A 23,513-nucleotide genomic window follows, 5' to 3' on the forward strand; every position below is an offset into this window, starting at 1 on the left:
CCTGTTAGATGACGCCACACTCGCGCAGTGATGCACGAACCAGTTCCTGGTACTGCTCGGACAGAACAGTCAACGGCAGGCGAATCCCCTGCTCAATCAGACCCATCTCTGCCATCGCCCATTTAACCGGAATCGGATTGGCTTCAATAAACAGGTTGGTATGCAGCGGCATCAACTTGGCCTGCAATGCACGCGCACCTTCAAAGTCTTTTTCCAGACCCAGGCGGCAAAGTTCGGCCATTTCAGCAGGCGCCACGTTGGCTGTAACCGAGATGTTGCCCTTACCGCCCATCAGGATCAGTTCGATGGCCGTTGCATCATCACCGGAGTACACCGCGAAATCAGACGGCACGTTTTCGATCAGTTCACGTGCGCGGTCCAGGTTGCCGGTGGCTTCCTTGATACCGACGATATTGTCGATTTCGGCCAGACGGTAAACTGTCTCGGGCAACATGTCGCAAGAGGTTCGGCCCGGTACGTTGTACAAAATCTGCGGAATGGAAACCGCTTCGGCAACCGCCTTGAAGTGCTGATACAGACCTTCCTGAGTCGGTTTGTTGTAGTAGGGAACAACCAACAGGCAGGCATCAGCACCGACCTTGGCAGCGCGCTCGGTCATTTCGATCGCTTCTGCTGTGGAGTTGGCGCCGGTACCGGCGATAACAGGGATACGTCCATTGACGCGCTCAACGACGGCTTTAACGACGTCCAGATGCTCATCGTAGCCCAGTGTCGGAGACTCACCTGTGGTACCAACGGCAACGATGGAGTCGGTTCCCTTATCAAGATGCAGATCCACTATCTTGTTCAGAGCAGCCCAATCGATTTCTCCGTTGGCTGTCATCGGGGTCACGAGCGCTACCATACTGCCGCGAATCATTTTCTTCTCCATCTTGTCCGGGAACTCAGTGAGCTAAGGTTTCCATGCTACCGGTGAGAATCAGAAGCCTCAACCAGCAGCGCCTTTTTTGCTATCGTAAACAACGCATTCTAAACGAAATCGTGCTGCCTCGCGTAGTAGTGTAAGCGACTTTTTATCAGCCAAGGATAGTTCCCATGAGCACACCCGAAATCGACAAGCCTTTTCCGGATTTTACTGCCCAGGCCACAAGCGAGACTGAAGTCAGCCTGAGCGCCCTTAAAGGCAAAAACATCGTGATCTATTTTTACCCCAAGGACAGCACCCCGGGCTGCACCACCGAGGGCCAGGATTTCCGTGATCTCTACCAGGAATTCCAGGCTCTGGATACCGAGATTTTCGGTGTATCCCGTGACGGCATGCGCAGCCACGAGAATTTCAAAGCCAAGCAGGAATTCCCGTTTGAACTCATCAGCGACAAGGAAGAAGAGCTGTGCAAGCTGTTTGATGTGATCAAGCTGAAGAAAATGTATGGCCGCGAGCACCTGGGCATTGAGCGCAGCACCTTCCTGATCGACAAGGAAGGCGTACTGCGCAAGGAATGGCGCAAGGTTAAGGTCAAGGGGCACGTTGACGAGGTACTGGAAGCCGTTAAGGCCCTGTAAAAACCTCCGGCAGCCGATGCTCTATTCGGCTGCCGCTTCTTCTACCGCCTTGGGCCAGGCACTGACAATGGCTTTAACCAGGGTAGCCAGCGGAATGGCAAAGAACACCCCCCAGAATCCCCAGAAACTTCCAAATACCAGCACCGCGACAATGATCGAGACCGGATGCAGGTTTACCGCCTCAGAGAACAGCAAAGGTACCAGCACGTTCCCATCCAGCGCCTGAATCACACCATAGGCAATCATCAGGTACATGAATTCGTTACTCCAGCCCCATTGAAACAGGGCAATCAGCATTACCGGCAAGGTCACAACGGCCGCGCCGATATAGGGAATAACCACTGACAGCCCGACCAGAATGCCCAACAGCGCGGCATAGTTGATGCCGAAAAAGGCGAAGGTTACGTAACTGACCACCCCGACAATCATGATTTCGATGGCCTTGCCACGTACATAGTTGGCGATCTGGTCATCCATTTCATGCCAGACACGGGTCATCATTTCACGTTTCGGTGGCAGGAAGGCGACCCAACCGCTCATCAAGCGACGCCCGTCCTTGAGGAAGAAAAACACCAGGATCGGAACCAGTACCAGATAGATCAGGATGGTCATGATTCCCGTGATCGAGTTCAGTGAAAACGTCAGCACCCACTGCCCCAAACGGCTTAGTTCAGTTGCTGCCGCTGCAATCAGCTCCCGCACCTGCGTCTCTGAAATCAAATCCGGATAGCGCTCCGGCAGAACCAGCAGCAACGCCTGCATCTCAGCCACCATCCGGGGTGCCTCATTGAAGAGGTTTACCAGCTGCTGCCACACAATCGGCATCACGAAAATCAGGAAGCCCGATACAAACCCGAGGAAGAGCACAAAAACCAACGCCACCGCCGCCAGGTGAGGCATACCCTTTTCACACAGCCAGTCCACCATGCCCTGCATGAGGAAAGCCAGAATAACCCCGGCAATCACCGGCGCCAGGGGCTGCCCCAGCACCCAGATAGCCAGCAAGGCACCACCGAGCAGCAGAAACAGAAACAGGGCTTCCTCGTCAGAGAAATATTGATCAATCCATTTACTTAAAATCTTGCGCATCTAAGACCTCAGGCCGAATGGCCACGACGAATCCAGAAAATGTAACGCCCTTCTTCGCTGAACGTATCAATCAGTTCATGGTCAGACAGGCCAGTATAGGCAGGAATATCTCGCAGAGAGCCGGCATCGGTAGCGATCACTTTAAGCACCTGACCCGGCAGGAGTTGATGCAGGGCCACCTTGGCTTTCAACAGCGGCATGGGGCAACTCAGCCCGCTGGTATCCAGCTCCTGGTCGAACGTAGGTTCGGTCATCCATTATCTCCTATACACTAGCCATGAACGCATCGCACTTTATACCATATCCTTTCAACAGGTTAACCGAACAAGTGAAGGCCCCATGTTGCAACTTCGTCATATCCTGATCTGTATGCTGCTGTGGGCACTGCCCCCAACCGCCCAGGCTAACGACTATAACCTGCCGCAGCTGAATGACAGCACCTCTGCGACTATTAGCCTGCAAGAGGAGTACCGCCTGGGCCGAAGCTGGTCACGCATCCTGCGCGGTCAGGCCCCCATGCTACAGGACCCGATAAGCTATCAGTATCTGGAAGACCTGATCTGGCGCCTGTTGCCGAACAGCCAGGTACAGGATCGCCGCGTCTCCATGTTTCTGCTGGATAATCGCGGCATAAATGCCTTTGCCGTTCCCGGTGGCGTGATTGGCGTTAACGGTGGTCTCATTCTGACCACTGAATCCGAAGGCGAGCTGGCTTCCGTGCTGGCACACGAACTGGCGCATTTAAGCCAGCGTCATTACGCCCAGCGCCTTGAAGAGGAACGCAAAAATCGGCCCATGATGCTGGCGGGCATGCTGGCCGGTATTTTGCTGGCAGCCGCGGATTCCGAAGGTGGAATGGCGGTCATTTCATCTACCATGGGTGCTTCAGCCTATCAGCAACTTGCCTTTAGCCGTCGAAACGAGCAGGAAGCCGACCGAGCCGGCATGCAAACGCTGGTCGCTTCCGGTTTCGATCCAGAAGCCATGCCCAGCATGTTTGCACGCTTGCAGCGCAGCTATCGCTTCTATGGCCAGAAACCACCTGAGTTTCTATTGACCCACCCGGTAACAGAATCCCGTATCGCCGATTCCATGAACCGTGCGCACCAGCTGCCCAAACCACGCAATACCGAGTCATCGCTTGAATTCCAGCTGGTCAAAGCACGCATGACCGTGCATTTCAATGAAAGCTCTCGCAAGATTCTTGAACAATACCAGGCCGCCCACAAGAAAAACCCGTCACTGGCCAATCAGTATGGATTGCTCTTGTCTGCCATTGCTGATGGGCAGCATCAACTGGCCGAATCAACCTGGCAGTCCCTGCCAGACTCACTGAAACGCCACCCCTACGTGCAGATGACACGTATCGAACAGCTACAGTCAGCTGGACAACACCAGCAGGCCGTTGCCCTCGCCGACCAGCTGCTACAACTGTATCCAGGCAACCGCCCCGTACGCATGCTGCGCGCGAACGCTCTGCACCGAGCCGGACAGCATCAGCAGGCAGCAAGCGCCTATCGCAGCCTGTCACGGGATTACCCCGAGGATGCAGAGGTGCTGTACCAGCTAAGTGAGACCCTGGGCCTCATAGACGACAAGCTGGGTGTGCATGAAGCGCGCATAGAATATTTCCTGCTGACAGCACAGTTTGATCTGGCTTTGCGTCAGATTGAGTATGCCAAACGGGAAAAAGGTCTGACAGGCTCAGACAGGGCTCGACTGGAACAGCGTGAACGTGAAGCCAAGGCGCTTCGAGAAGAGATGAAACAGCAGTTCTAGGTTAATACGTGCAAGCAAGGAAAAGTGTGATGAAAACGGCTTCGCACCCTGGTGTGAAGCCGTTTCCGAACAGGGATCAGTTGGCCTGAAACTCCAGCATACGCTGAAGCGGCTTGAGCGCCTGTTCGCGCAACTCATCATCCACGTGGATCTCATCCGCACCATTTTCCAGTGCCGCAAGGATGTTATCCAGACCGTTCATGGCCATCCACGGACAATGAGCACAGCTGCGGCAGGTTGCGCCAGAGCCGCCCGTAGGGGCTTCCAGCAGACGTTTACCCGGCGCCGCCTGCTGCATCTTGTAGAAGATACCGCGGTCAGTCGCTACGATGAAGGTCTCATTGGGCATTTCCTGAGCCGCCTTGATCAGCTGGCTGGTAGAGCCCACGGCGTCTGCAATCTGGACAACCGAATCCGGTGACTCGGGATGAACCAGTACCGCAGCATCGGGATAAACCTGCTTAAGATCCAGAACACCCTTGGCCTTGAACTCTTCGTGAACGATACAGCTACCGTCCCAAAGAATCATTTCTGCGCCGGTCTGCTTCTGAACATATTCGCCCAGATGCTTGTCAGGCGCCCAGATGATTTTCTTGCCCTGATCACTCAGGTGCTCAACGACCTGAAGCGCAATACTGGAGGTAACAACCCAATCGGCACGAGCTTTTACGGCAGCCGAGGTATTGGCGTACACCACCACTTCATGATCGGGATACTGATCACAGAATGCCGCGAACTCGTCCGCAGGACAGCCAATATCCAGTGAGCAGGTCGCTTCCAGGGTCGGCATAAGAATGCGCTTTTCAGGGCTCAGAATCTTGGCCGTCTCGCCCATGAAACGAACGCCAGCCACAATCAATGTCGAGGCTGGATGCTTGGCTCCAAAGCGCGCCATTTCCAGAGAATCTGAAACACAACCGCCGGTCTCATCGGCCAGCTGCTGGATCAGATCATCCGTGTAGTAATGCGCGACCAGACAGGCATCTTTTTCTGCCAGGAGTCGACGAATCTTTTCTTTGTATTGTTCGATTTCTGCTGATCCCATCTGCGACGGCAGGTGCTCCTGAGCAAAATGCTCCTGCACCAGAATGCGATCATCAAGGTCCTGCTTACTCAACATAATATTGGTTCTTGTCATCCCGCGGGGGTTACTGCCAATGAGGGCATAAATCTAGGGTGCAGATTATACCATAGTTGCAGCAATGCACGGAAAACATTGCGCACAGGCATACAGATAGAATGTGACAGGAAAATGAAGATAGTACTGGAAAAAATGGTGGGTCGTATAGGACTCGAACCTATGACCAATTGGTTAAAAGCCAACTGCTCTACCAACTGAGCTAACGACCCATCGACTCAGGCAGACAGCCTGATGAAAGGAAGTGGTGGGTCGTATAGGACTCGAACCTATGACCAATTGGTTAAAAGCCAACTGCTCTACCAACTGAGCTAACGACCCACTGGGCTGCGCATTTTACGCCTAACTGCGTGAAAGGCAACCCCTTTTTCAAAAGAATTACATGTAACGAGTCGGATCTGCCACACCGGCGTCTGCAAAGCCTTTAGCTCTCAGCCGGCAACTGTCGCAACGACCACAGGCACGCCCTTCATCATCGGCCTGATAACAGGACACGGTCAATGCGTAATCGATACCCAGCGCAGTGCCCTTTTCGATGATATCAGCCTTGGTCAGGTGCATCAGCGGTGTTTCGATACTGATAGGATCACCCTCTACGCCTCGACGTGTTGCCAGGTTCGCCATGGTTTCAAATGCCTGGATAAACTCCGGTCGACAGTCCGGATAACCGGAGTAATCCACCGCGTTAACGCCAATAAATATGGCATCAGCATCCAGTACTTCAGCCCACCCTAGCGCCAGCGACAAAAAGACGGTATTACGCGCCGGCACATAGGTCACCGGAACACCTTCACACTCATCTTCAGGCACATCAATGCTGTTGTCGGTTAATGCTGAACCACCAAAGTCTTCAAGACTAAGGCGCAACACACGATGCTCGGCAACACCCAGCTGAGCGGTAATGGCACGCGCCGCATTCAACTCCGTCAGAGAACGCTGGCCATAGTCAAAGCTGAGTACATAGCAGGCATAACCCTGCTCTTTTGCCATTGCCAGAGCAGTGGCTGAATCCAGACCACCGGAGAGCAGAACAACTGCTCGTTTTTCACCTTGTTTCATCAACTCACATCAAATCTATTGGCTACAAATTAAGGCGTCAGATAACCCCGTGCCAGCTCAGAAGCTGATGACTGCGGGTAGGTATCAATCACCTTACGCATCATCTGCTCAGCCCCGGCCGTGTCACCACTGCGCCCGAACAGCACTCCCAGCTTATACATGGCATCCGGTGCCTTACTGTGCTCGGCGTAATTATTCAGCACCTGTGTAAACGCCTGACGGGCACCCTCAAGTTGCTGTTGCGCCAGGTGCACCTCACCCTTCCAGTACCAGGCATTCGGAATGAGCCCGCTGTTGGGATAGGTATTGATAAACGCTGTAAGCGCTTTATTGGCCTCGACAAAGTCACGCTGACGTATCAGACCGTACGCCGCTTCATAGGCATTCTGATCGGCACTGGCGGGTGCTGACGGGCTTTCAGACGCCTGCTGAACATCCTGTGTTACCGACTCCGGAACCGCTGGCTTATCAGCTGAAACCGGAGACTCGGCAGCCCCGGGAACAGATGGTGCTGCTGTCGCAGAGCCTTCACCCGTCGCCAGCGCGGCATCTGCGGGCAGGCTTTGGAACAGTAGACTCAGACGACGGTCAATGTCCCGGTAACGCTCACGCTGCTGCTGCTCCAGCAGGTCCAGTCGACGCTGCTGCTGCTCAACCGTGCCACGCAGGCTCCTCACTTCGTCCTGAAGCTGCTGAATCAGCAGCACCATTTCGTTTCCCGCAGAATTGGCGCCCAGCGCAACAGGCTGACCAGAAGTCGTGGAGCCGCTTCCCGCCTCACGAATCTCAATTACCGGGACATCGGCGAAAGCCGGTGCGGCTGCACTGAGCAGCCCCACCAGGATGCCATTTTTGGCTATACGGATCATTTGCTCAGGTATTTCAGCTCAACGCGACGGTTTTTGCCCCAGGCAGCGGCATCATGGCCGATCATGGCAGGCTTTTCTTCACCGTAGCTGACAGTTTCAACCTGGTTGGCAGTCGCACCATTGACCATCAGCAGACGCTCGACGGACTTTGCACGACGCTCACCCAGCGCCATGTTGTATTCACGGGTACCACGCTCGTCGGCATGACCTTCCAAACGCACAGAGGCAGTGGGGTTCTGTGCCAAGTAACGCGCATGTGCTTCCAGATCAGCAAAACCCTGCTGACGAACAACGGCTTTATCAAAGTCGAAGTAGAAAACGGTCTGCAGCTGATTCAGGTCTTCACGAGTGACCACCTGACCGGCGGATACACCACCGCTGTTTGCACCGTAACTGCTGGCACCAGCGCCGTCCTGACCACCATTAGCAGAGCCTGCAGCGCCACCATCAGTAGTAGTGCTGGTTGTGCTACAACCGGCCAGAATCATTGCAGATGTAATGGCGACGGCTTTGGTAAAGTTGGCTACGCGCATGCTGTTTCCTCTAAGCGTTATATAGTTAATTGGTTATCAGTGTAATGTTTGGATCATGCAAATTAGCGGAGATAGGGTGACCATGCAGGCTCACGCACATCCCCTTCATTCGCCGGCATTCTGAACTGTACCCGACCATCCAGAGATACGGCCGACAGCACACCACGCGTCCCTTCCTGGGTAGCATAGATTACGATACTACCATTAGGCGCAATACTGGGTGATTCTGCCAGACCTGAACGCGTCAGGATATCCACACGATCGGTTTTCAAATCCTGGACGGCAATATCGAATCCATTGCCCCCACCCTGGCTGCGGTGAACCATGGTCAGGAAGCGACCATCCTGAGTAAGACGCCCACTTGCGTTGTAATTGCCTTCAAAGGTCAGACGCTCCAGGTTACGACTCGCCAGGTCCAGACGATAGATCTGCGGCTGACCACCACGGTCGGACGTGAAGATCAACGAGCGGCCATCCGGAGACCAGTTGGGTTCGGTATCAATGCCGTAATGGCGGGTAATGCGCTGCAGCTCACGTGTCTGCAGGTTCAGCACATAAATTTCCGGATTCCCATCACGTGAAAGCACCAGCGCCAGCTGATTGCCGTCCGGTGACCAGGCCGGTGCACCGTTCAGCCCCGGGAACGACTGAATACGCTCACGCTTACCCGTGGCAAGATGCTGAACATAGATGGAGGGTTTGCTGGTCTCAAAAGAGACATACGCCAGTTTACTGCCATCCATTGACCAGGCGGGAGACAGAATAGGCTCAGGAGACTCAAGGATAGTCTGCGCACGCGCGCCATCCCAATCGGCCAGTTTCAGACGGAAACGCTGCTTTCCAGCGGACAGCTGCTCAGCCGTGACGTACACGATTTGTGTCGAGAAGGCCCCTTTGAGCCCGGTCAGCTCTTCGAAAATACGGTCGGCAATGAAGTGTGCCGCATCGCGCAAACCGCCCTGAGGGACACTTAGCGGCTCAGTCATCAAAGACTCTTCGCGCAACACATCAAACAACTCATAGGTAATATTAAGCTGTCCGCTTGCGTTGTTTTCAACACGACCGATTACCACGTAGTCCATCCGTGAGATACGCCAGTCACGGAAATAGACATCGGCACGACGGCTGGGAAAGCCCAGCATGTTTTCACGCGCCATGGGTTCGAAAAAGCCACTGCGCCCCAAATCCTGCTGCACCAGATCTGCTACGTCCTCACTCAGAGCCAGACCACTGTCATTAGCAAAAGGGACGACTGCGATACGGGTCGGTGACTCCACGCCCTGAGTCACTTCCACCACCAACTCGGCGCGAACGGACATAGACATAAGCGCCGCCAGCGCCAATACCAGTAACTGATTCAGTTTTACCACCTGAGGCCCTCCGGCTTGAATTTAACCTGTAATTTACGCAACTGACGCTCAAACAGTATCGGATCTACATCCGCTACACGCGGAAAAGACTGGACACGATAAACGGCTTGAACTGCGGTATTGTCAAAGGCCGCATTACCACTACTTTTGGCGATGTATGCCTGGTCCACCTCACCACTGGGCAGCAGGTGAATCGTCACGATTGCTTCCATCCCGTTACGCGCGGTACTGGGTATACGCCAGCTATCCTGCAATACAGCCTGAATATAACTGCGAATATCACCAATCACTGCCTGTGACTGCTGTCGAGCAGCCGCAGCCGCTTCAGCCTTGGCGCGCGCCTGGCGCTCCCGCTCCAGCGCCTGCTGCAATTCCTGCTCAGCTTTTGCCTGCTGCTCACGCCGCTCGGCCTCTTTACGAGCACGCTCGGCAGCTTCCTGCTTCGCCTTCTCGGCTTCACGCCGCGCCTGCTCTTCAGCTTTACGCTTGCGAGCTTCGGCCTCGGCTTTTTTCCTGGCTGCGAGCTCTGCCTTCTTTTTTTGCTCGGCTTCACGCTTGCGAGCAATTTCCTGCTGTCGCTTGCGCTCAGCTTCCTGCTTTGCCTTGCGCTCGGCTTCCGCCTTGGCCTTCTTGCGTTCCAGCTCCTGACGCCGTTTCTCGGCAGCCGCCTGCTCACGCTCACGCTGGGCCTTGGCTTTAGCAGCCTCAGCCTGCTTGGCCTTTTCCTGAGTGATACGCTCCTGCTCTGCCTGACGCTCAGCCAGTGCATTCAAGTCGATCATCTGGGCCTGAATATGCCTCGGCATGGATCGCTTGGGTTCAGAATGATCAATCCAGTGCGTGCTTAACAGCGCCAGCACCAGGCCGTGAATCAGCAGAGCCAGAAACGTGGGCAGAATGTAACTTCTAAAATCCACCATGCGCCCTATTCTGTCACCAGCCCGACACTGCCTGCACCTACTTGCTGCAGCAGCACCATCAACTGGACGACCTGATCATAGTTGGTGTTCTTGTCGCCTCGCACCAGCAATAGCTTGTCCGGTGCGGATTGCAGAACCTTGCCCACTCGCTCCGCTACCTGGTCAGCACTCAAGGGGGTTTCCTCATCCCCACCCACATTAATGTAGTACTGCCCGGCAGCGTCCACCGTCAGGATCACTGGCTCTTCATTCTGGTCATCTACGGGCTCCGCTGATGCCTGGGGCAGTTCAACATTGACCCCCTGAGTCAGCATCGGCGCCGTCACCATGAATATCACCAGCAACACCAGGGTCACATCGATATAGGGAACAACATTGATTTCGGAGTTCAGTCTGCGCTTTTTGCGTTGCTTGCGAATCATGCTTCAGCCTCAGGCCGCGCGGTGTACGCGGCGATAAAGAATGCTGGAGAACTCATCAGCAAAGGTGTCATAGGCACTCAACAAGCCTTCAGCCTGAGCCGAGAAGCGGTTAAAGGCGATAACCGCGGGAATAGCCGCAAACAGACCTATTGCAGTCGCCACCAGCGCCTCGGAAATACCTGGCGCCACGGATGCCAGCGTAGCCTGATGCACGTTTGCCAAGCCCCTGAAAGCATTCATAATGCCCCAGACGGTACCAAAAAGGCCGACATAAGGACTGGTGGAGCCTACCGTCGCCAGAAACGGCAGATGACGCTCCAGGCGTTCCTCTTCACGCGCCATGGCAACACGCATGGCACGCTGAACGCCATTCATGATCATGTCAGGGTCACTGCCGCTTTTCTGGCTCAGGCGTGTATATTCCTGCAGGCCGGCACGGAAGATATTTTCGGCACCGCTGTTGGGGTTGGGTGTCTGGTTTACCTCACGGAACAGTTGCCCCAGGTCGATACCTGACCAGAAACGATCCTCAAACAGCTTCAACGAGCGACGCGCTTTGCGCATGACCTGATTGCGCTGAAAAATCATCACCCAGGACAAAAACGATGCCAGCAACAGCGACAGCATCACCAGCTGCACAACAAGGCTTGCGTTAAGCACCAGGCTCCAGATAGACAGCTTATCTTCCATTACTTCTCCTCAACGGTCAGCTGCGCCTAAGATTACATTGCATATATTCAATAAGTGTTGCGGGCCAACGCTGTGGCTTGAGTTCAGCTGCCGACACACAGGCAACCACTACTCTAGCCTGACAAAGCAGAACAGAATCTGAAGATCGGACAATCTGCTGCAAAAACGTGACACGCGTGGCTGAAATCTTTTCGATCTCGACTTCAATCAGAAGTTCATCATCCAGCCGGGCGGGCTTGCGATAGTCGCACTCGGTTCGGGTGACGACAAAGAGGGTTCCGGCAGCTGCCAGCGCCTGCTGAGAATAGCCATGACTGCGCAGCAACTCGGTACGGGCACGCTCAAGAAATTTGAGATAGTTTACGTAGTAGACGATACCACCTACGTCGGTATCTTCGATGTAGACCCGAACCGGCCACTGAAACGGCATGCCGTTGCCCTAATCAAACCATGATGGCAGACAACAATAACAGCCGCAGATTTTAAAACAAGAGATTAGCTCTGACAGGCCATACAGCGATGGGTGAGCGGGTCTGCGCGCAAGAGATTCAGCTCAATTGCTTCGCCGCAACGGGTACAGCGGCCGTAATGGCCACGACTGATTCTTTGCAGAGCCTCGTTGCAGGCGGCAATGGTATCCAGATGCTCTCGAAGATGTTCGAGATTGAGGCGCTGCGCCAACTCAAGCGCCGCTTCGCGGTCACTCTGTCTGGCACGTGCCTGCTGCAGTTGATGACGGGCATGCTCGATGGTGTGCAGCTCATCTGCAAGCTCTTCGTGCAGGCTGTCCAATAACTCGCGCAGCTCCAGGGCGATACCCTCAAGCTCATCGTGACTTAATAACGCGGACATCTGGCCTTCCCCCTGTTTAGTGGCTACAGCCATGCTAAAGCAGGATTGACCCAGGATTACTTGACCTTGATCACACCCTGAGTCCACGTCATCAATTCATCACGAGGGATTGATATCAGTCAGGCCTTTCCAGTCCGAAGTGGACATACGCATGATCGGTAACTACGCGTCCACGCGGTGTGCGCATAATGAAGCCTTGCTGAATCAGGTAGGGCTCCAGCACATCTTCAATGGTATCGCGCTCTTCACTGATCGCCGCGGCGATGTTGTCGATTCCGACAGGGCCACCGGAAAATTTCTCAATCATGGTCAGCAACAGGCGCCGATCCATATGATCAAAGCCCCGTTCATCTACATTCAGCATATTCAGGGCCAGATCAGCGATCTGTTTACTGATACAACCATCCCCTTTTACTTCGGCAAAATCTCGTGCACGACGTAACAGACGGTTCGCAATACGGGGCGTTCCGCGCGAACGCTGGGCAATCTCACGCGCGCCTTCCAACTCCACTTCCGTATCCGTCAACTGACCCGATCGCATCACAATGCCGGTCAAATCCTCAATAGAGTAGTATTCAAGGCGCTGCACAATACCGAAGCGGTCGCGCAGAGGCGATGTCAGTGAGCCTGCACGAGTCGTCGCACCCACCAGGGTAAAGGGTGGCAGATCAAGCTTGATTGAGCGTGCAGCCGGACCTTCACCAATCATGATATCCAGCTGATAATCCTCCATCGCCGGATACAGCACCTCTTCCACACTGGGACTCAGGCGATGAATTTCGTCGATAAACAGCACATCGCCTGCCTCAAGATTGGTCAGTAATGCTGCCAAATCACCGGCCTTTTCCAGCACCGGGCCTGATGTAGTCCGGATCTGCGACCCCATTTCATGGGCAATAATATTGGCCAGAGTGGTTTTGCCGAGGCCCGGCGGCCCAAAAATCAAAGTATGATCCAGTGCTTCATTACGTGCCCGGGCCGCATGAATGAATATTTCCATCTGCTCGCGCACCGCTGGCTGGCCTTCATAGTCCTGCAGCAGCTTGGGGCGGATGGCACGGTCATGCACCTCTTCCGTATTCGAGCTGGCCACTGGAGTAATGAAACGATCTTCTTCGATTTTCATGCCTGTTATCTCAGCCTGTCACCATGGTTTTCAGCGCCTGACGAATCAGCACCTCTGTTACTGCATCAGCACCCAGGGTTTCCGCCGCTTTCTCGATCGCTTTGGTAGCCTGTTGCGGTTTATACCCCAAAGCAACCAGGGCACTTTCAGCTTCTGCGCGGTGATCCGTAGCCGCCGGTGCCGCTGCCGGCAGATTGCCTGAGCTCAGTTCGAGCTCGGTCAGGGTCGGCAACTCAAGCAGTGCCAAACGGTCTTTCATCTCGACAATCAAACGCTCGGCCGTTTTCTTGCCTACCCCCGGTATTTTCACCAGAGCCGAAGTATCTTCCTGGTGCACGGTACGAATAAATGCATCGGCACTGATACCCGACAGAATGGACAATGCCAATTTGGGCCCTACACCATTCACCTTAATCAATGACCGAAACAGGAGCTTTTCCTGTGCATCAACAAACCCGAACAGCAGCTGCGCATCCTCTCGCACGACGAAATGCGTATGCAGCCCGGTTTCGGCACCAACTTCCGGCAAGCCGTAAAAGGTATTCATCGAGGCTTCCACCTCGTAACCAACGCCATTAACGTCCAGCAGCAACCAGGGCGGCTGCTTTTCCAAAATGCGCCCTCTCAGATATCCGATCAAGACGAAAGCTCTCCTTTAATCCTTATAAACGCCAACGACCACTGCTACGACTGCGTGTTCGCGTTGCGGGTGCCAGCCCCGCCCGAGAATGGGCATGACAAAGTGCAATGGCCAGAGCATCGGCCGCATCCACTTGCGGCAAGCCCGGCAGCTTCAATAAATGTGCGACCATGTGCTGCACCTGGGTCTTATCAGCCCCGCCACTGCCGACAACCGATTGTTTGACGCGACGTGCAGCATATTCAGCAACAGGAAGCGCATGATTCGCGCCTGCAACAATTGCCACCCCTCGGGCCTGACCCAACTTGAGCGCCGAATCAGCATTACGGGCCATAAACACCTGCTCAATGGCCATCTCAACAGGATTGTAACGCTGGATAACTTCGGTCACACCTGCATACACCTGCTGCAGACGCTCAGCCAGGTTTTCACCACTGATGCGAATACACCCACTGGCGACGTAATGAGTTTTGGGGCCATCAATATCAATCAGCCCGTAGCCGGTAATGCGTGAGCCAGGGTCAATCCCCAAAATCCGCATCGCTGCTCCACCATCCTGCATGTACAAAAAACCGGGGTTGCCCCCGGTCTCTATGACTCACATCCGATCAGGATCAGGCCATGGCCTCTTCCGGAATATCGGCATTGTGATAGACGTTCTGGGTATCATCCAGATCTTCCAGCGCATCGATCAGCTTCAGCGCCTTGGTGCCGGTGTCCACATCCAGATCAACGGTAGTAGACGGGATCATGCCTACTTCGGCATATACCGGCTCAAGACCGGCTTCAACCAGCCCCTGCTTAACATCCATGAATTCCTGCCAGGGAGCGAACACATCGATGGAGCCGTCTTCATTGGTAACGACATCATCAGCACCCGCTTCCAGCGCTGCTTCCATGATCGCGTCTTCATCGGCATCATCGCCAAATGAGATCTGAGCTTTCTTTTCAAACAGGTAGGCAACAGAACCGTTGGTACCCAGGTTGCCACCGGCCTTGTTGAAAGCCGCACGAACCTGAGACACGGTACGGTTCACGTTATCGGTCATGCACTCAACCAGAATGGCGACACCGTTCGGGCCATAACCCTCATAGGTCAGCTCGTCATAGTTGTCGCCTTCACCGCCACCGGCACCGCGAGCAATCGCTTTCTCGATGGTGTCCTTTTTCATGTTGGCGCCCAACGCCTTGTCGACAGCTGCGCGCAGACGCGGGTTGTCCTCCGGGTTACCACCGCCCTCTTTCGCGGCCACTGTCAGCTCACGAATCAGTTTGGTGAAAATCTTGCCCCGTTTGGCATCCTGTGCCGCTTTACGGTGCTTGATATTAGCCCACTTGGAATGACCTGCCATAAAACTACATCCTCGATTGATTGCAGAGCCGGGCGGCCCTGTTCATCTGTTCGTCATGTATTCGGGCGGCCTGGCGACCGCCCACCCACGCTGAATAGGATCAGGGGGTTTTGCGCAGCTTGATGTTCAGCTCGCGCAGCTGTGCGGCGCTGACTTCACCCGGTGCGTCGGTCAGCAGACAGCCGGCACTCTGGGTTTTCGGGAAGGCAATCACTTCACGGATGGAAGAAGAGCCTGTCATCAGCATCACCAGACGGTCCAGGCCGAAGGCCAGACCACCGTGAGGCGGCGCACCGAATTTCAGTGCGTTGAGCAGGAAGCCGAATTTCTCTTCCGCTTCTTCGTCAGAGATACCCAGCACCTTGAATACAGCCTTCTGCATATCCTGATCATGGATACGGACAGAACCGCCACCCAGCTCGGTACCGTTCAGAACCATATCGTAGGCACGGGACAGTTTGCCTTCCGGCTCGGCTACCAGCTCTTCCGCTGTGCAGCTCGGGGCTGTAAACGGATGGTGCAGCGCAGTCATGCCACCGTTGTCGGTTTCTTCAAACATCGGGAAGTCGACAACCCACAGCGGCGCCCACTCGCGCTCGATCAGGTTCATGTCTTCACCAACCTTGATACGCAGCGCACCCAAGGCTTCGTTAACAACGTTGGTTTTGTCAGCACCGAAGAAGATGATATCGCCATCTTTTGCTTCCAGACGCTCCATGACCTGCATGGCCACTTCGTCACCCAGGAACTTAACAATCGGCGACTGCAGACCTTCAACACCTTTGGCCAGTTCGTTGACCTTGATCCAGGCCAGACCTTTGGCACCGTAGATGCCAACAAACTTGGTGTATTCGTCGATGATCTTACGGGTCAGCTGGGCGCCACCCGGCACTTTCAGTGCTGCAACGCGGCCTTTCGGATCCTTGGCCGGACCAGCAAAGACCTTGAATTCGATATCCTGCAGCAGGTCGGCAACGTCAACCAGCTCCAGCGGAATACGCAGGTCAGGCTTGTCGGAACCGAAACGGTCCATCGCCTCAGAGTACGGCATACGCGGGAAATCACCCAGATCAACGTCCAGGATCTCCTGGAACAGATCACGGATCATGCCTTCAGTCAGACCCATGATACCTTCCTCGTCCATGAACGAGGTTTCGATGTCGATCTGAGTAAATTCAGGCTGACGGTCTGCACGCAGGTCTTCGTCACGGAAGCACTTGGCGATCTGGTAGTAACGGTCAAAGCCGGACACCATCAGCAGCTGCTTGAACAGCTGGGGTGACTGCGGCAGAGCGAAGAAGCTACCCTCATGGGTACGGCTTGGTACCAGATAGTCACGCGCACCTTCAGGGGTCGCACGGGTCAGAATCGGGGTCTCGATATCGAGAAAGCCGTTTTCTTCCAGGTAATTGCGGATGTTATGCGTAATCTTGGAGCGGAAACGCAGTTTGCGCTGAATCTCAGGACGGCGCAGATCGATGTAACGATGGCGCAGACGCACATCTTCACCCACCTGCTGGTGCTCGTCCAGCTGGAAGGGAGGCGTTTCAGCCTTGTTCAGGATAACCAGCTCTTTGCCCAGCACTTCAATTTCGCCAGTGCCCATTTCGCTGTTGATGGTGCCTTCCGGACGCGCACGCACGGTGCCACGCACTTCGACAACAAACTCGTTACGAACGCTATCGGCCAGATTGAAGCTCTCTTCGCGATCCGGGTCAAACACGACCTGGGCGATACCTTCGCGGTCACGAAGGTCGAGGAAGATAACCCCACCGTGGTCACGACGGCGGTGAACCCAGCCGCTCAGGGTAATGTCTTCTCCGATATGTTCTGCTCTGAGGTCGCCGCAATAATGGCTACGCATACTGTCCTGTTCCTGTATCTGGGTGCAACATGGAATTCAAAGGCGGGGATTATAACCGATTTAGCCGGACCTGACAGGCCCGGCGACAGGCAATGCCGGGATAGAAGAATGCTGACCTTCGAAAGGCCCTGAATTGTGTCCACCTGATTAGGTAGACTAACGGATATTCGACCAGGGGACTGGCCTCCCACAGGTTAATGTCAGCCCCCGGCAACCTGGTCAGCACCTCTCTATGAGAGAGCACCCTGGGAGCACACTGTGGCAGCGGTCAGCGGGAGCGCTTTGTGGGAGCGCTTTGTGGGAGCGCGCTCCGCGCGCGAACCCGACTCTCATCGATCACTCAATCATGCGGCTCGAACGCCAACTCCCCATCCAGTAACACTTCCAGTTTGCTGCGTACGCGCGCCAGCTCCTCAGGTGCATAAGGCACTGCAGGCACCTTACCCCAAACAGGCCCTGGCCAGGCAGGATCAGACTCCTTGCGGGCAATGACATGCATATGCAGTTGAGGCACCATGTTACCCAGTGTTGCCACGTTCATTTTGCGCGCCTGAAACAGGTCGGCCAGCGTCTCCGACAACTCACTGGCCTCGTGAATCAACTGCTGTTGTTCATTGGCCGGCAGGTGGTACAGCTCGGTCACACCAGCACGGCGCGGCACCAGAATAAACCAGGGGTACTGACTGTCGTTCATCAACAGCAAACGACAGAGCGGGAAGTCGCCAATCGCGATAGTATCAGTGACAAGACGGGGGTCCAGCTCAAATTCCAGCTCCAACTCGTCCATTAACGGCTCCTTCGATATCAATCCAAATGGTGACAGGATTAGTATAGGTCAGCATGTATAAAGTCAATCTCCACCCCGGCATCGATGCAATTCCCGCTGATCTATGGGACAGCCTCTGCGGTACAGATTACCCCTTCCTTCGCCATGCATTTCTGCACACGCTGGAAAAGACAGCCAGCGTTGGCGAAGGCACCGGCTGGCAACCCTTGCATGCCCTGGTGACCGATAACAACGACCATCCGGTGATGGTCATACCGCTGTACATCAAATCGCACTCCTGGGGTGAATATGTATTCGACTGGGCCTGGGCCGATGCCTATCAACGCAACGGCCTGCCCTACTATCCCAAGCTGGTCAATGCGATCCCGTTTACACCGGCCACAGGACCAAGATTTGGCACATCACTTCCTCTAGCGACGGCCGTTGAGCTGCTACCGGGAATTCTCGATCAGATCATGCAGGAAGTGGGTGCTTCATCCTGGCATTGCCTGTTTCCGCAACCTGGTGTGATTGAAACCGCACCCAGTGCAACACACCCTCGCCTGGGCAGCCAGTATCACTGGTTTAACCAGGGGTATGAGAACTTTGACGATTTCCTCGCCCGCTTTAATTCACGCAAACGAAAATCCGTGCGTCGTGAGCGCCGCAAGGTAGCGGAACAAGGCATTCAACTGAACGCATTAACCGGTGAAGCTATTCAGCCACAGCATCTGGAGCAGTTTTATCGCTTCTATCAGGCCACTTACTTGAAGCGTGGCCGGCAAGGCTACCTGGCGCCAGATTTTTTCCACCAGTTGCACCAGCAGATGGCTGACCAGATGCTGCTGATCATGGCAGAAGATCAAGGACAGGCAGTTGCCGCCGCATTGTATTTCATCGGTAAAGATTGTCTTTATGGCCGCTACTGGGGCTGTCTCGAGCATTACGACAGCCTGCATTTTGAAGCCTGCTATTATCAGGGGATCGACTATTGCATCCAGCAAGGACTGGACCGCTTTGACCCCGGTGCTCAGGGGGAGCACAAAATTCAGCGCGGCTTCGAGCCGGTCAGAACCTGGTCATTGCATCGCATGGCCCACCCGGACTTCAATCGCGCAGTAGGAGAGTTTGTGCGTGAGGAACAGCAGCATATGGAGCTGCAGATTGAGGAGCTACGCACCTGGCTGCCGTTCAAACAGCCAGACACGTAGTTTTACAGAACTTAAAGCACCATTGCCGCAGCCCAGCCTGCCAGCAACAGCGGCAGGTTGTAGTGCAAGAAGGTGGGAACAACTGTATCCCAAATATGGTGGTGCTGACCGTCAACATTCAAGCCTGAAGTCGGGCCCAATGTTGAATCAGAGGCCGGCGAACCGGCATCACCCAGCGCACCTGCTGTACCCACCAATGCCACAATTGCCAGTGGACTGAAGCCCAGCGACAGGGCCAAAGGCACATAGATAGCCGCAATGATCGGAATGGTTGAGAACGAAGACCCTATACCCAGGGTCACCAACAAGCCAACCAGCAGCATCAGCAGTGCCGCCAACGCCTTGTTGCCTCCGATCAGATCGCTTGTCCCGCTCACCAGTGTTGCGATTTCACCGGTTTCACGCATGACTTCGGCAAAACCTGCCGCGGTAATCATGATGAAACCGATCATCGCCATCATTTTCATGCCGTCAATCAGCACGCCATCCGCCTGCTTCCAGCGGATGATGCCCGTCAGGGTACAGACCATATAGCCGGCCAGGGCACCCAGCACCATGGAGCCGCTCCAGAGCTGAATTCCGAACGCCGCCAGAATCGCAACCACGACTGATGCCAGGCGTGCCGCACTATAGTTGACCTCAACCCGCTCGGCCGCCTGCAGACGCTCCATGTCGTACTGGCGCGGCTTGCGATAATTGAACAGTGCCAGCAACAGCCCCACCAGCATGCCCAGTGCGGGAATCCACATGGCCGCCATAACATTCAGGTTATCGGTTGCCAGGCCATTGTCGGCCACATTCTGCAGCAGAATATTGTTCAGGTAGATGCCGCCAAAACCGACGGGCAAAAACATGTAGGGTGTCACCAGGCCAAACGTCAGCACACAGGCAATCAGTCGACGGTCCAGCTGCATTTTGCTCATCACCATCAATAGAGGCGGTACCAGCAACGGGATAAAGGCGATATGTATAGGGATCAGGTTCTGTGATGAGATGGCTACCGCAATCAGCGCCAGAATCAGAGCGTACTTGACGGTACGGCTGGCGGCACCCTGCGTGGCCCCCAGTTTGCGCTGGACCATATCCGCCATGGCATGCGGCAGGCCCGACTGGGCAATCGCAACGGCAAAACCACCCAACATGGCATAACTGAGCGCGACTTCAGCGCCGCCGCCAATACCACCACTGAACACATCCAGCGTGTGCTCCAGCCCCATTCCGGACAGCAGACCTGCGGTTAACGCGCCAGCGACCAGCGCCACGACCACAGGGGTACGCAACAGACTTAATACAAGCATCACGACAACAGCCGCGAGTACAGCGTTCATCCTTTTTCTCCTCCAAGACTGAGCTTGGCCAGACACAAAAAAGCGCGCACTCTGCAGCAGTCGTCAGGATAAGTCAAACAGGCCTAGGGACGCTGAACCCGGAACACTTGATCCAGGCTGGCGTATTCAGCTCCACCCAGTCGGGCCAGCGGTTTTATTTTCTCGGCATCAAAGCGTACCCGCCCTTTGCCATCGTTGAAGCAAACTTCATCATCCACCCAGATATGCTCCACCTCCACCAACAGAAGGTTTTGCGGCTTATTGCCAACTTCGAGATGCTGATGCAACCGACAAGCCAGGGCCACTGGCACCTGACGCAGACGTTGCATCGATGTGCCGTTGAAGTCGACAAGCTCCAGCTCGGTGCCTTCAAGCTCAGATTCACCTAAGTTCAGTTCTCTGGCGCTATCGGATACCTGGGCAGCCTGTGCATCCTGGGCAATGTGAATGACACACCTCTGTCGCTCCAGCAAATTACGGCAACTGTCTTTAAGTGTTCCGTCAGATTTATTCCCCATCGACAGCATCAGGATGGGAGGATCACTGCACACCACGTTAAAGAAAGAGAAAGGTGCCAGGTTCAGGCTTTCGGCATTAGTGTCGTTCGGACTCAATACCCATGCAATGGGTCTGGGTATTATGATCTGCGTCAAGGCATGATAAATATCCGTGGGCGACATCTGATCGGGGCTAAGATCCATTATTGCTCCTGCTCAATCATTGCAAAGCAAGCAGGATAACACCTGCACCAAAGAACCGGCATTCCTGTTAGCAAATGCAGCATGAGCAGGAGTACACCAATCCCGAAACTGTATGAATATTATACAGCCAGAAAGACTCGATAATTACCCATCTACCCCTAAACTGAGAGGCGTAGATTCCTGGTTCAAAGTCAAACCACCCCCAAAATAACGACAGGAGGAGCGGTATGTTGACCTATGAAGAGTGCCTGGAAATGAGTGAACTATCGGCTGATGAAATTGCCGCTATTGCAGAACATGAACACATGGACCCCATGATTGCGGTCGCTTTGGGCCATTACCTGATCACCCATGACGGTGAACAGCGTATTCAACGCTTTATAATTGATGATATTGAACGCGCCAAGCGTTGCGGTGACCGTGAAAAACAGGCGTTGCTGAACAGTGCACTGCAGCACTTTATCGCAACCCATCCCACTCACCAGACACAACAGGCGTCCTGAGCTCGGGAGCGCCGATCAAGGGAAGGTAAGCTGCCGTTATACGAGACAGCGAAATAATTGGCCACGGCATATGCCGTGGCCTTTTTCATTGCAGCGTCTTAGAGAGACTCGTCCAGCTCCGGCAGGGCCGTGAACAGGTCCGCTACCAGACCATAGTCCGCTACCTGGAAGATAGGAGCTTCCTCATCCTTGTTGATCGCTACGATCACCTTGGAGTCCTTCATGCCAGCAAGATGCTGGATGGCACCGGAGATACCCACGGCAACATAGAGCTCAGGGGCAACAATCTTGCCGGTCTGACCAACCTGCATATCGTTGGGTGCAAAACCGGCATCGACGGCCGCACGCGAAGCACCCACGGCAGCGCCCAGCTTGTCTGCGACTTTTTCCAGCAAGTGGAAATGTTCGCTGTCGGCCATACCACGACCACCGGAAATCACCACACGCGCCGAGGTCAACTCAGGACGGTCGGACTTGGCCATCTCTTCACTTACATAACGGCTCAGCCCGGTATCTTCAACCTGGCTCAGAGCTTCAACAGCTGCATTGCCACCCTCGGCAGATACCGCATCAAAGGCCGTACCACGCACGGTAATGACCTTGACTGCATCCAGTGACTGCACGGTCGCAATGGCATTACCGGCGTAAATCGGACGCGCAAAGGTATCAGCCGATTCCACTTTAATGATGTCAGAGATCTGGCCCACATCCAGCAACGCCGCAACACGTGGCATGAAGTTCTTACCATTGGCTGATGCCGGTGCCAGGATATGCGTGTAACCTTCGGCCAGCGACTTGATCAGCGCAGCCATATTCTCGGCGATTTCATGGTCATAGGCCGGGTTATCTGCCAGCAAAACCTTGGCCACACCCTCTGCCTTGGCCGCGGCATCACCTGCTGCCGCACAGCCGTTGCCAGCCACCAGCAGGGTCACGTCACCACCAATCTGGGCAGCCGCTGCCAGCGTGCTCAGAGTAGACGGCTTAAGCGCCTGATTGTCATGTTCAGCAATAACCAGAATACTCATCAGATCACCTTCGCCTCGTTTTTCAGTTTATCGACCAGCTCAGCCACATCTGCCACTTTGATACCGGCAGAACGCTCTGCAGGCGGCTCAACCTTCAGCAATTTGGTATTGGCCTTAACCTCAACACCCAGATCAGCCGGTGTCAGAGTTTCCAGCGGCTTGCGCTTGGCTTTCATGATGTTGGGCAGGGATGCATAACGCGGTTCATTCAAGCGCAGGTCGGTTGTCACGACCGCTGGTGTGCTCAGCTCAACCGTCTGCAGACCACCATCGACTTCACGCGTCACCTGAACCTTGCCATCTTCAACCTTGACCTCGGAGGCAAAAGTACCCTGCCCCATGCCAGTCAGTGCAGCCAGCATCTGACCCGTCTGGTTGTTATCGGAATCGATGGCCTGCTTACCCATCAACACCAGATCCGGCTGTTCTTTCTCAACAACCTTGGCCAGCAGCTTGGCTACCGACAGGGATTCCAGATTTTCGTCACTCTGCACCAGAATGGCGCGATCGGCACCCAGTGCCAGAGCGGTACGCAGCTGTTCCTGAGCCGCCTGCGGGCCCAGTGAAACCACAACAATCTCGGTCGCCGTGCCCGCTTCTTTCAGTCGAACGGCCTCTTCAACCGCAATCTCGCAGAAAGGGTTGATCGCCATTTTCACATTATTCAGATCAACATCCGTGTTGTCGGATTTGACCCGCACCTTGACGTTGTAATCGATAACTCGCTTTACCGTTACCAGAACCTTCAT

At 54.8% G+C, this 23,513-nt stretch carries 27 protein-coding genes and 2 tRNA genes; 4 read left to right on the forward strand and 25 right to left on the reverse strand.

Annotated elements, in window-relative coordinates; all coding sequences use genetic code 11:
• Positions 1-4: 4 nt before the first annotated feature.
• On the reverse strand, positions 5-880 hold the full coding sequence (dapA, locus tag BW956_RS09445) for a 4-hydroxy-tetrahydrodipicolinate synthase (RefSeq protein WP_010325494.1): 876 nt from the start codon (positions 878-880) through the stop codon (positions 5-7).
• Between the two features lie 176 nt (positions 881-1,056).
• Between dapA and BW956_RS09450 the strand changes: the two genes are divergently transcribed.
• On the forward strand, positions 1,057-1,524 hold the full coding sequence (locus BW956_RS09450; RefSeq protein WP_010325495.1) for a peroxiredoxin: 468 nt from the start codon (positions 1,057-1,059) through the stop codon (positions 1,522-1,524).
• Positions 1,525-1,545: 21 nt separating this feature from the next.
• Here BW956_RS09450 and BW956_RS09455 read toward each other — a convergent pair whose 3' ends face one another.
• Together BW956_RS09455 and BW956_RS09460 are read right to left on the reverse strand one after the other, a co-directional pair.
• Entirely contained in the window at positions 1,546-2,613 is a 1,068-nt protein-coding gene (locus BW956_RS09455) for an AI-2E family transporter (RefSeq protein WP_076462529.1), read from the reverse strand.
• A gap of 8 nt (positions 2,614-2,621) precedes the next feature.
• Entirely contained in the window at positions 2,622-2,867 is a 246-nt protein-coding gene (locus BW956_RS09460; protein WP_010325497.1) for a sulfurtransferase TusA family protein, read from the reverse strand.
• A gap of 85 nt (positions 2,868-2,952) precedes the next feature.
• Between BW956_RS09460 and BW956_RS09465 the strand changes: the two genes are divergently transcribed.
• Complete coding sequence (locus BW956_RS09465; RefSeq protein ID WP_076462530.1) at positions 2,953-4,392, forward strand: M48 family metalloprotease; 1,440 nt, start codon at positions 2,953-2,955, stop codon at positions 4,390-4,392.
• 76 nt (positions 4,393-4,468) lie between these two features.
• Here BW956_RS09465 and nadA read toward each other — a convergent pair whose 3' ends face one another.
• From nadA to BW956_RS09555, 18 genes are all read right to left on the reverse strand, one after another.
• Positions 4,469-5,512: a quinolinate synthase NadA gene (gene nadA, locus BW956_RS09470; protein WP_010325499.1), complete on the reverse strand. Its 1,044-nt coding sequence runs from the start codon at positions 5,510-5,512 to the stop codon at positions 4,469-4,471.
• 154 nt (positions 5,513-5,666) lie between these two features.
• Positions 5,667-5,742 (reverse strand) — tRNA-Lys (locus BW956_RS09475).
• Positions 5,743-5,775: 33 nt separating this feature from the next.
• Positions 5,776-5,851, reverse strand: a tRNA-Lys gene (locus tag BW956_RS09480).
• Between the two features lie 57 nt (positions 5,852-5,908).
• Positions 5,909-6,589 carry a 7-cyano-7-deazaguanine synthase QueC gene (gene queC / locus BW956_RS09485; RefSeq protein ID WP_076462531.1) on the reverse strand — a complete coding sequence of 227 codons (681 nt, stop codon included), beginning with the start codon at positions 6,587-6,589 and terminating at the stop codon, positions 5,909-5,911.
• Between the two features lie 29 nt (positions 6,590-6,618).
• On the reverse strand, positions 6,619-7,458 hold the full coding sequence (gene ybgF, locus BW956_RS09490) for a tol-pal system protein YbgF (RefSeq protein WP_076462532.1): 840 nt from the start codon (positions 7,456-7,458) through the stop codon (positions 6,619-6,621).
• Positions 7,455-7,991: a peptidoglycan-associated lipoprotein Pal gene (gene pal, locus BW956_RS09495; protein ID WP_010325502.1), complete on the reverse strand. Its 537-nt coding sequence runs from the start codon at positions 7,989-7,991 to the stop codon at positions 7,455-7,457. Before pal ends, ybgF begins: the two co-directional genes overlap by 4 nt.
• Positions 7,992-8,053: 62 nt before the next feature.
• Positions 8,054-9,361, reverse strand: coding sequence for a Tol-Pal system beta propeller repeat protein TolB (gene tolB / locus BW956_RS09500; RefSeq protein WP_010325503.1), 1,308 nt, complete (start codon positions 9,359-9,361; stop codon positions 8,054-8,056).
• Complete coding sequence (gene tolA / locus BW956_RS09505) at positions 9,355-10,281, reverse strand: cell envelope integrity protein TolA (RefSeq protein WP_076462533.1); 927 nt, start codon at positions 10,279-10,281, stop codon at positions 9,355-9,357. The genes tolB and tolA overlap by 7 nt, the downstream gene beginning before the upstream one ends.
• A 5-nt stretch (positions 10,282-10,286) precedes the next feature.
• On the reverse strand, positions 10,287-10,703 hold the full coding sequence (gene tolR, locus BW956_RS09510) for a protein TolR (protein ID WP_010325505.1): 417 nt from the start codon (positions 10,701-10,703) through the stop codon (positions 10,287-10,289).
• Between the two features lie 9 nt (positions 10,704-10,712).
• Positions 10,713-11,393, reverse strand: a complete 681-nt coding sequence (gene tolQ / locus BW956_RS09515; protein ID WP_010325506.1) for a protein TolQ — start codon at positions 11,391-11,393, stop codon at positions 10,713-10,715.
• 16 nt (positions 11,394-11,409) lie between these two features.
• Positions 11,410-11,823, reverse strand: a complete 414-nt coding sequence (gene ybgC / locus BW956_RS09520; RefSeq protein ID WP_076462534.1) for a tol-pal system-associated acyl-CoA thioesterase — start codon at positions 11,821-11,823, stop codon at positions 11,410-11,412.
• Between the two features lie 65 nt (positions 11,824-11,888).
• A complete protein-coding gene (locus tag BW956_RS09525; protein WP_076462535.1) occupies positions 11,889-12,245 on the reverse strand; it encodes a TraR/DksA family transcriptional regulator in 357 nt (118 codons plus the stop codon).
• Between the two features lie 115 nt (positions 12,246-12,360).
• A complete protein-coding gene (gene ruvB, locus BW956_RS09530) occupies positions 12,361-13,371 on the reverse strand; it encodes a Holliday junction branch migration DNA helicase RuvB (protein WP_010325509.1) in 1,011 nt (336 codons plus the stop codon).
• A 10-nt stretch (positions 13,372-13,381) separates the two neighbouring features.
• On the reverse strand, positions 13,382-14,011 hold the full coding sequence (ruvA, locus tag BW956_RS09535) for a Holliday junction branch migration protein RuvA (protein WP_076462536.1): 630 nt from the start codon (positions 14,009-14,011) through the stop codon (positions 13,382-13,384).
• A gap of 22 nt (positions 14,012-14,033) precedes the next feature.
• A complete protein-coding gene (gene ruvC, locus BW956_RS09540) occupies positions 14,034-14,552 on the reverse strand; it encodes a crossover junction endodeoxyribonuclease RuvC (protein WP_010325511.1) in 519 nt (172 codons plus the stop codon).
• 73 nt (positions 14,553-14,625) lie between these two features.
• Positions 14,626-15,363: a YebC/PmpR family DNA-binding transcriptional regulator gene (locus BW956_RS09545; RefSeq protein ID WP_076462537.1), complete on the reverse strand. Its 738-nt coding sequence runs from the start codon at positions 15,361-15,363 to the stop codon at positions 14,626-14,628.
• Between the two features lie 100 nt (positions 15,364-15,463).
• Complete coding sequence (gene aspS / locus BW956_RS09550; RefSeq protein WP_010325513.1) at positions 15,464-17,227, reverse strand: aspartate--tRNA ligase; 1,764 nt, start codon at positions 17,225-17,227, stop codon at positions 15,464-15,466.
• Positions 17,228-17,567: 340 nt separating this feature from the next.
• Positions 17,568-18,014 (reverse strand): HIT domain-containing protein, encoded by a 447-nt coding sequence (locus BW956_RS09555; RefSeq protein WP_076462538.1) that lies wholly within the window; start codon positions 18,012-18,014, stop codon positions 17,568-17,570.
• Between the two features lie 53 nt (positions 18,015-18,067).
• Between BW956_RS09555 and BW956_RS09560 the strand changes: the two genes are divergently transcribed.
• The gene (locus BW956_RS09560; protein WP_076462539.1) at positions 18,068-19,204 is read left to right on the forward strand and encodes a GNAT family N-acetyltransferase; all 1,137 of its coding nucleotides are present in this window, start codon (positions 18,068-18,070) and stop codon (positions 19,202-19,204) included.
• An 11-nt stretch (positions 19,205-19,215) separates the two neighbouring features.
• Here the strand turns inward: BW956_RS09560 and BW956_RS09565 are convergent, their stop codons facing one another.
• Both BW956_RS09565 and BW956_RS09570 read right to left on the reverse strand, forming a co-directional pair.
• Positions 19,216-20,532, reverse strand: coding sequence for a Na+/H+ antiporter family protein (locus tag BW956_RS09565; RefSeq protein WP_076462540.1), 1,317 nt, complete (start codon positions 20,530-20,532; stop codon positions 19,216-19,218).
• Between the two features lie 83 nt (positions 20,533-20,615).
• On the reverse strand, positions 20,616-21,233 hold the full coding sequence (locus BW956_RS09570; RefSeq protein ID WP_076462541.1) for a flavin reductase family protein: 618 nt from the start codon (positions 21,231-21,233) through the stop codon (positions 20,616-20,618).
• Between the two features lie 227 nt (positions 21,234-21,460).
• Between BW956_RS09570 and BW956_RS09575 the strand changes: the two genes are divergently transcribed.
• Positions 21,461-21,736 (forward strand): hypothetical protein, encoded by a 276-nt coding sequence (locus BW956_RS09575; protein WP_076462542.1) that lies wholly within the window; start codon positions 21,461-21,463, stop codon positions 21,734-21,736.
• 98 nt (positions 21,737-21,834) lie between these two features.
• On the opposite strand, the gene BW956_RS09580 is transcribed toward BW956_RS09575, so the two are convergent.
• Positions 21,835-22,764, reverse strand: coding sequence for an electron transfer flavoprotein subunit alpha/FixB family protein (locus BW956_RS09580; protein WP_076462543.1), 930 nt, complete (start codon positions 22,762-22,764; stop codon positions 21,835-21,837).
• Positions 22,764-23,513, reverse strand: coding sequence for an electron transfer flavoprotein subunit beta/FixA family protein (locus BW956_RS09585; RefSeq protein WP_076462544.1), 750 nt, complete (start codon positions 23,511-23,513; stop codon positions 22,764-22,766). The genes BW956_RS09580 and BW956_RS09585 overlap by 1 nt, the downstream gene beginning before the upstream one ends.

The sequence above is a fragment of the Marinobacterium stanieri genome, from assembly GCF_900155945.1.
Taxonomy (GTDB): domain Bacteria; phylum Pseudomonadota; class Gammaproteobacteria; order Pseudomonadales; family Balneatricaceae; genus Marinobacterium; species Marinobacterium stanieri.

Bases quoted from the DNA above. Each gene is read 5' to 3' on its own strand.
- dapA (WP_010325494.1), bottom strand. From the start codon at position 880: ATGATTCGCGGCAGTATGGTAGCGCTCGTGACCCCGATGACAGCCAAC.
- BW956_RS09450 (WP_010325495.1), top strand. From the start codon at position 1,057: ATGAGCACACCCGAAATCGACAAGCCTTTTCCGGATTTTACTGCCCAG.
- BW956_RS09455 (WP_076462529.1), bottom strand. From the start codon at position 2,613: ATGCGCAAGATTTTAAGTAAATGGATTGATCAATATTTCTCTGACGAG.
- BW956_RS09460 (WP_010325497.1), bottom strand. From the start codon at position 2,867: ATGACCGAACCTACGTTCGACCAGGAGCTGGATACCAGCGGGCTGAGT.
- BW956_RS09465 (WP_076462530.1), top strand. From the start codon at position 2,953: ATGTTGCAACTTCGTCATATCCTGATCTGTATGCTGCTGTGGGCACTG.
- nadA (WP_010325499.1), bottom strand. From the start codon at position 5,512: ATGTTGAGTAAGCAGGACCTTGATGATCGCATTCTGGTGCAGGAGCAT.
- queC (WP_076462531.1), bottom strand. From the start codon at position 6,589: ATGAAACAAGGTGAAAAACGAGCAGTTGTTCTGCTCTCCGGTGGTCTG.
- ybgF (WP_076462532.1), bottom strand. From the start codon at position 7,458: ATGATCCGTATAGCCAAAAATGGCATCCTGGTGGGGCTGCTCAGTGCA.
- pal (WP_010325502.1), bottom strand. From the start codon at position 7,991: ATGCGCGTAGCCAACTTTACCAAAGCCGTCGCCATTACATCTGCAATG.
- tolA (WP_076462533.1), bottom strand. From the start codon at position 10,281: ATGGTGGATTTTAGAAGTTACATTCTGCCCACGTTTCTGGCTCTGCTG.
- tolR (WP_010325505.1), bottom strand. From the start codon at position 10,703: ATGATTCGCAAGCAACGCAAAAAGCGCAGACTGAACTCCGAAATCAAT.
- tolQ (WP_010325506.1), bottom strand. From the start codon at position 11,393: ATGGAAGATAAGCTGTCTATCTGGAGCCTGGTGCTTAACGCAAGCCTT.
- ybgC (WP_076462534.1), bottom strand. From the start codon at position 11,823: ATGCCGTTTCAGTGGCCGGTTCGGGTCTACATCGAAGATACCGACGTA.
- BW956_RS09525 (WP_076462535.1), bottom strand. From the start codon at position 12,245: ATGTCCGCGTTATTAAGTCACGATGAGCTTGAGGGTATCGCCCTGGAG.
- ruvB (WP_010325509.1), bottom strand. From the start codon at position 13,371: ATGAAAATCGAAGAAGATCGTTTCATTACTCCAGTGGCCAGCTCGAAT.
- ruvC (WP_010325511.1), bottom strand. From the start codon at position 14,552: ATGCGGATTTTGGGGATTGACCCTGGCTCACGCATTACCGGCTACGGG.
- BW956_RS09545 (WP_076462537.1), bottom strand. From the start codon at position 15,363: ATGGCAGGTCATTCCAAGTGGGCTAATATCAAGCACCGTAAAGCGGCA.
- aspS (WP_010325513.1), bottom strand. From the start codon at position 17,227: ATGCGTAGCCATTATTGCGGCGACCTCAGAGCAGAACATATCGGAGAA.
- BW956_RS09555 (WP_076462538.1), bottom strand. From the start codon at position 18,014: ATGGACGAGTTGGAGCTGGAATTTGAGCTGGACCCCCGTCTTGTCACT.
- BW956_RS09560 (WP_076462539.1), top strand. From the start codon at position 18,068: ATGTATAAAGTCAATCTCCACCCCGGCATCGATGCAATTCCCGCTGAT.
- BW956_RS09565 (WP_076462540.1), bottom strand. From the start codon at position 20,532: ATGAACGCTGTACTCGCGGCTGTTGTCGTGATGCTTGTATTAAGTCTG.
- BW956_RS09570 (WP_076462541.1), bottom strand. From the start codon at position 21,233: ATGGATCTTAGCCCCGATCAGATGTCGCCCACGGATATTTATCATGCC.
- BW956_RS09575 (WP_076462542.1), top strand. From the start codon at position 21,461: ATGTTGACCTATGAAGAGTGCCTGGAAATGAGTGAACTATCGGCTGAT.
- BW956_RS09580 (WP_076462543.1), bottom strand. From the start codon at position 22,764: ATGAGTATTCTGGTTATTGCTGAACATGACAATCAGGCGCTTAAGCCG.
- BW956_RS09585 (WP_076462544.1), bottom strand. From the start codon at position 23,513: ATGAAGGTTCTGGTAACGGTAAAGCGAGTTATCGATTACAACGTCAAG.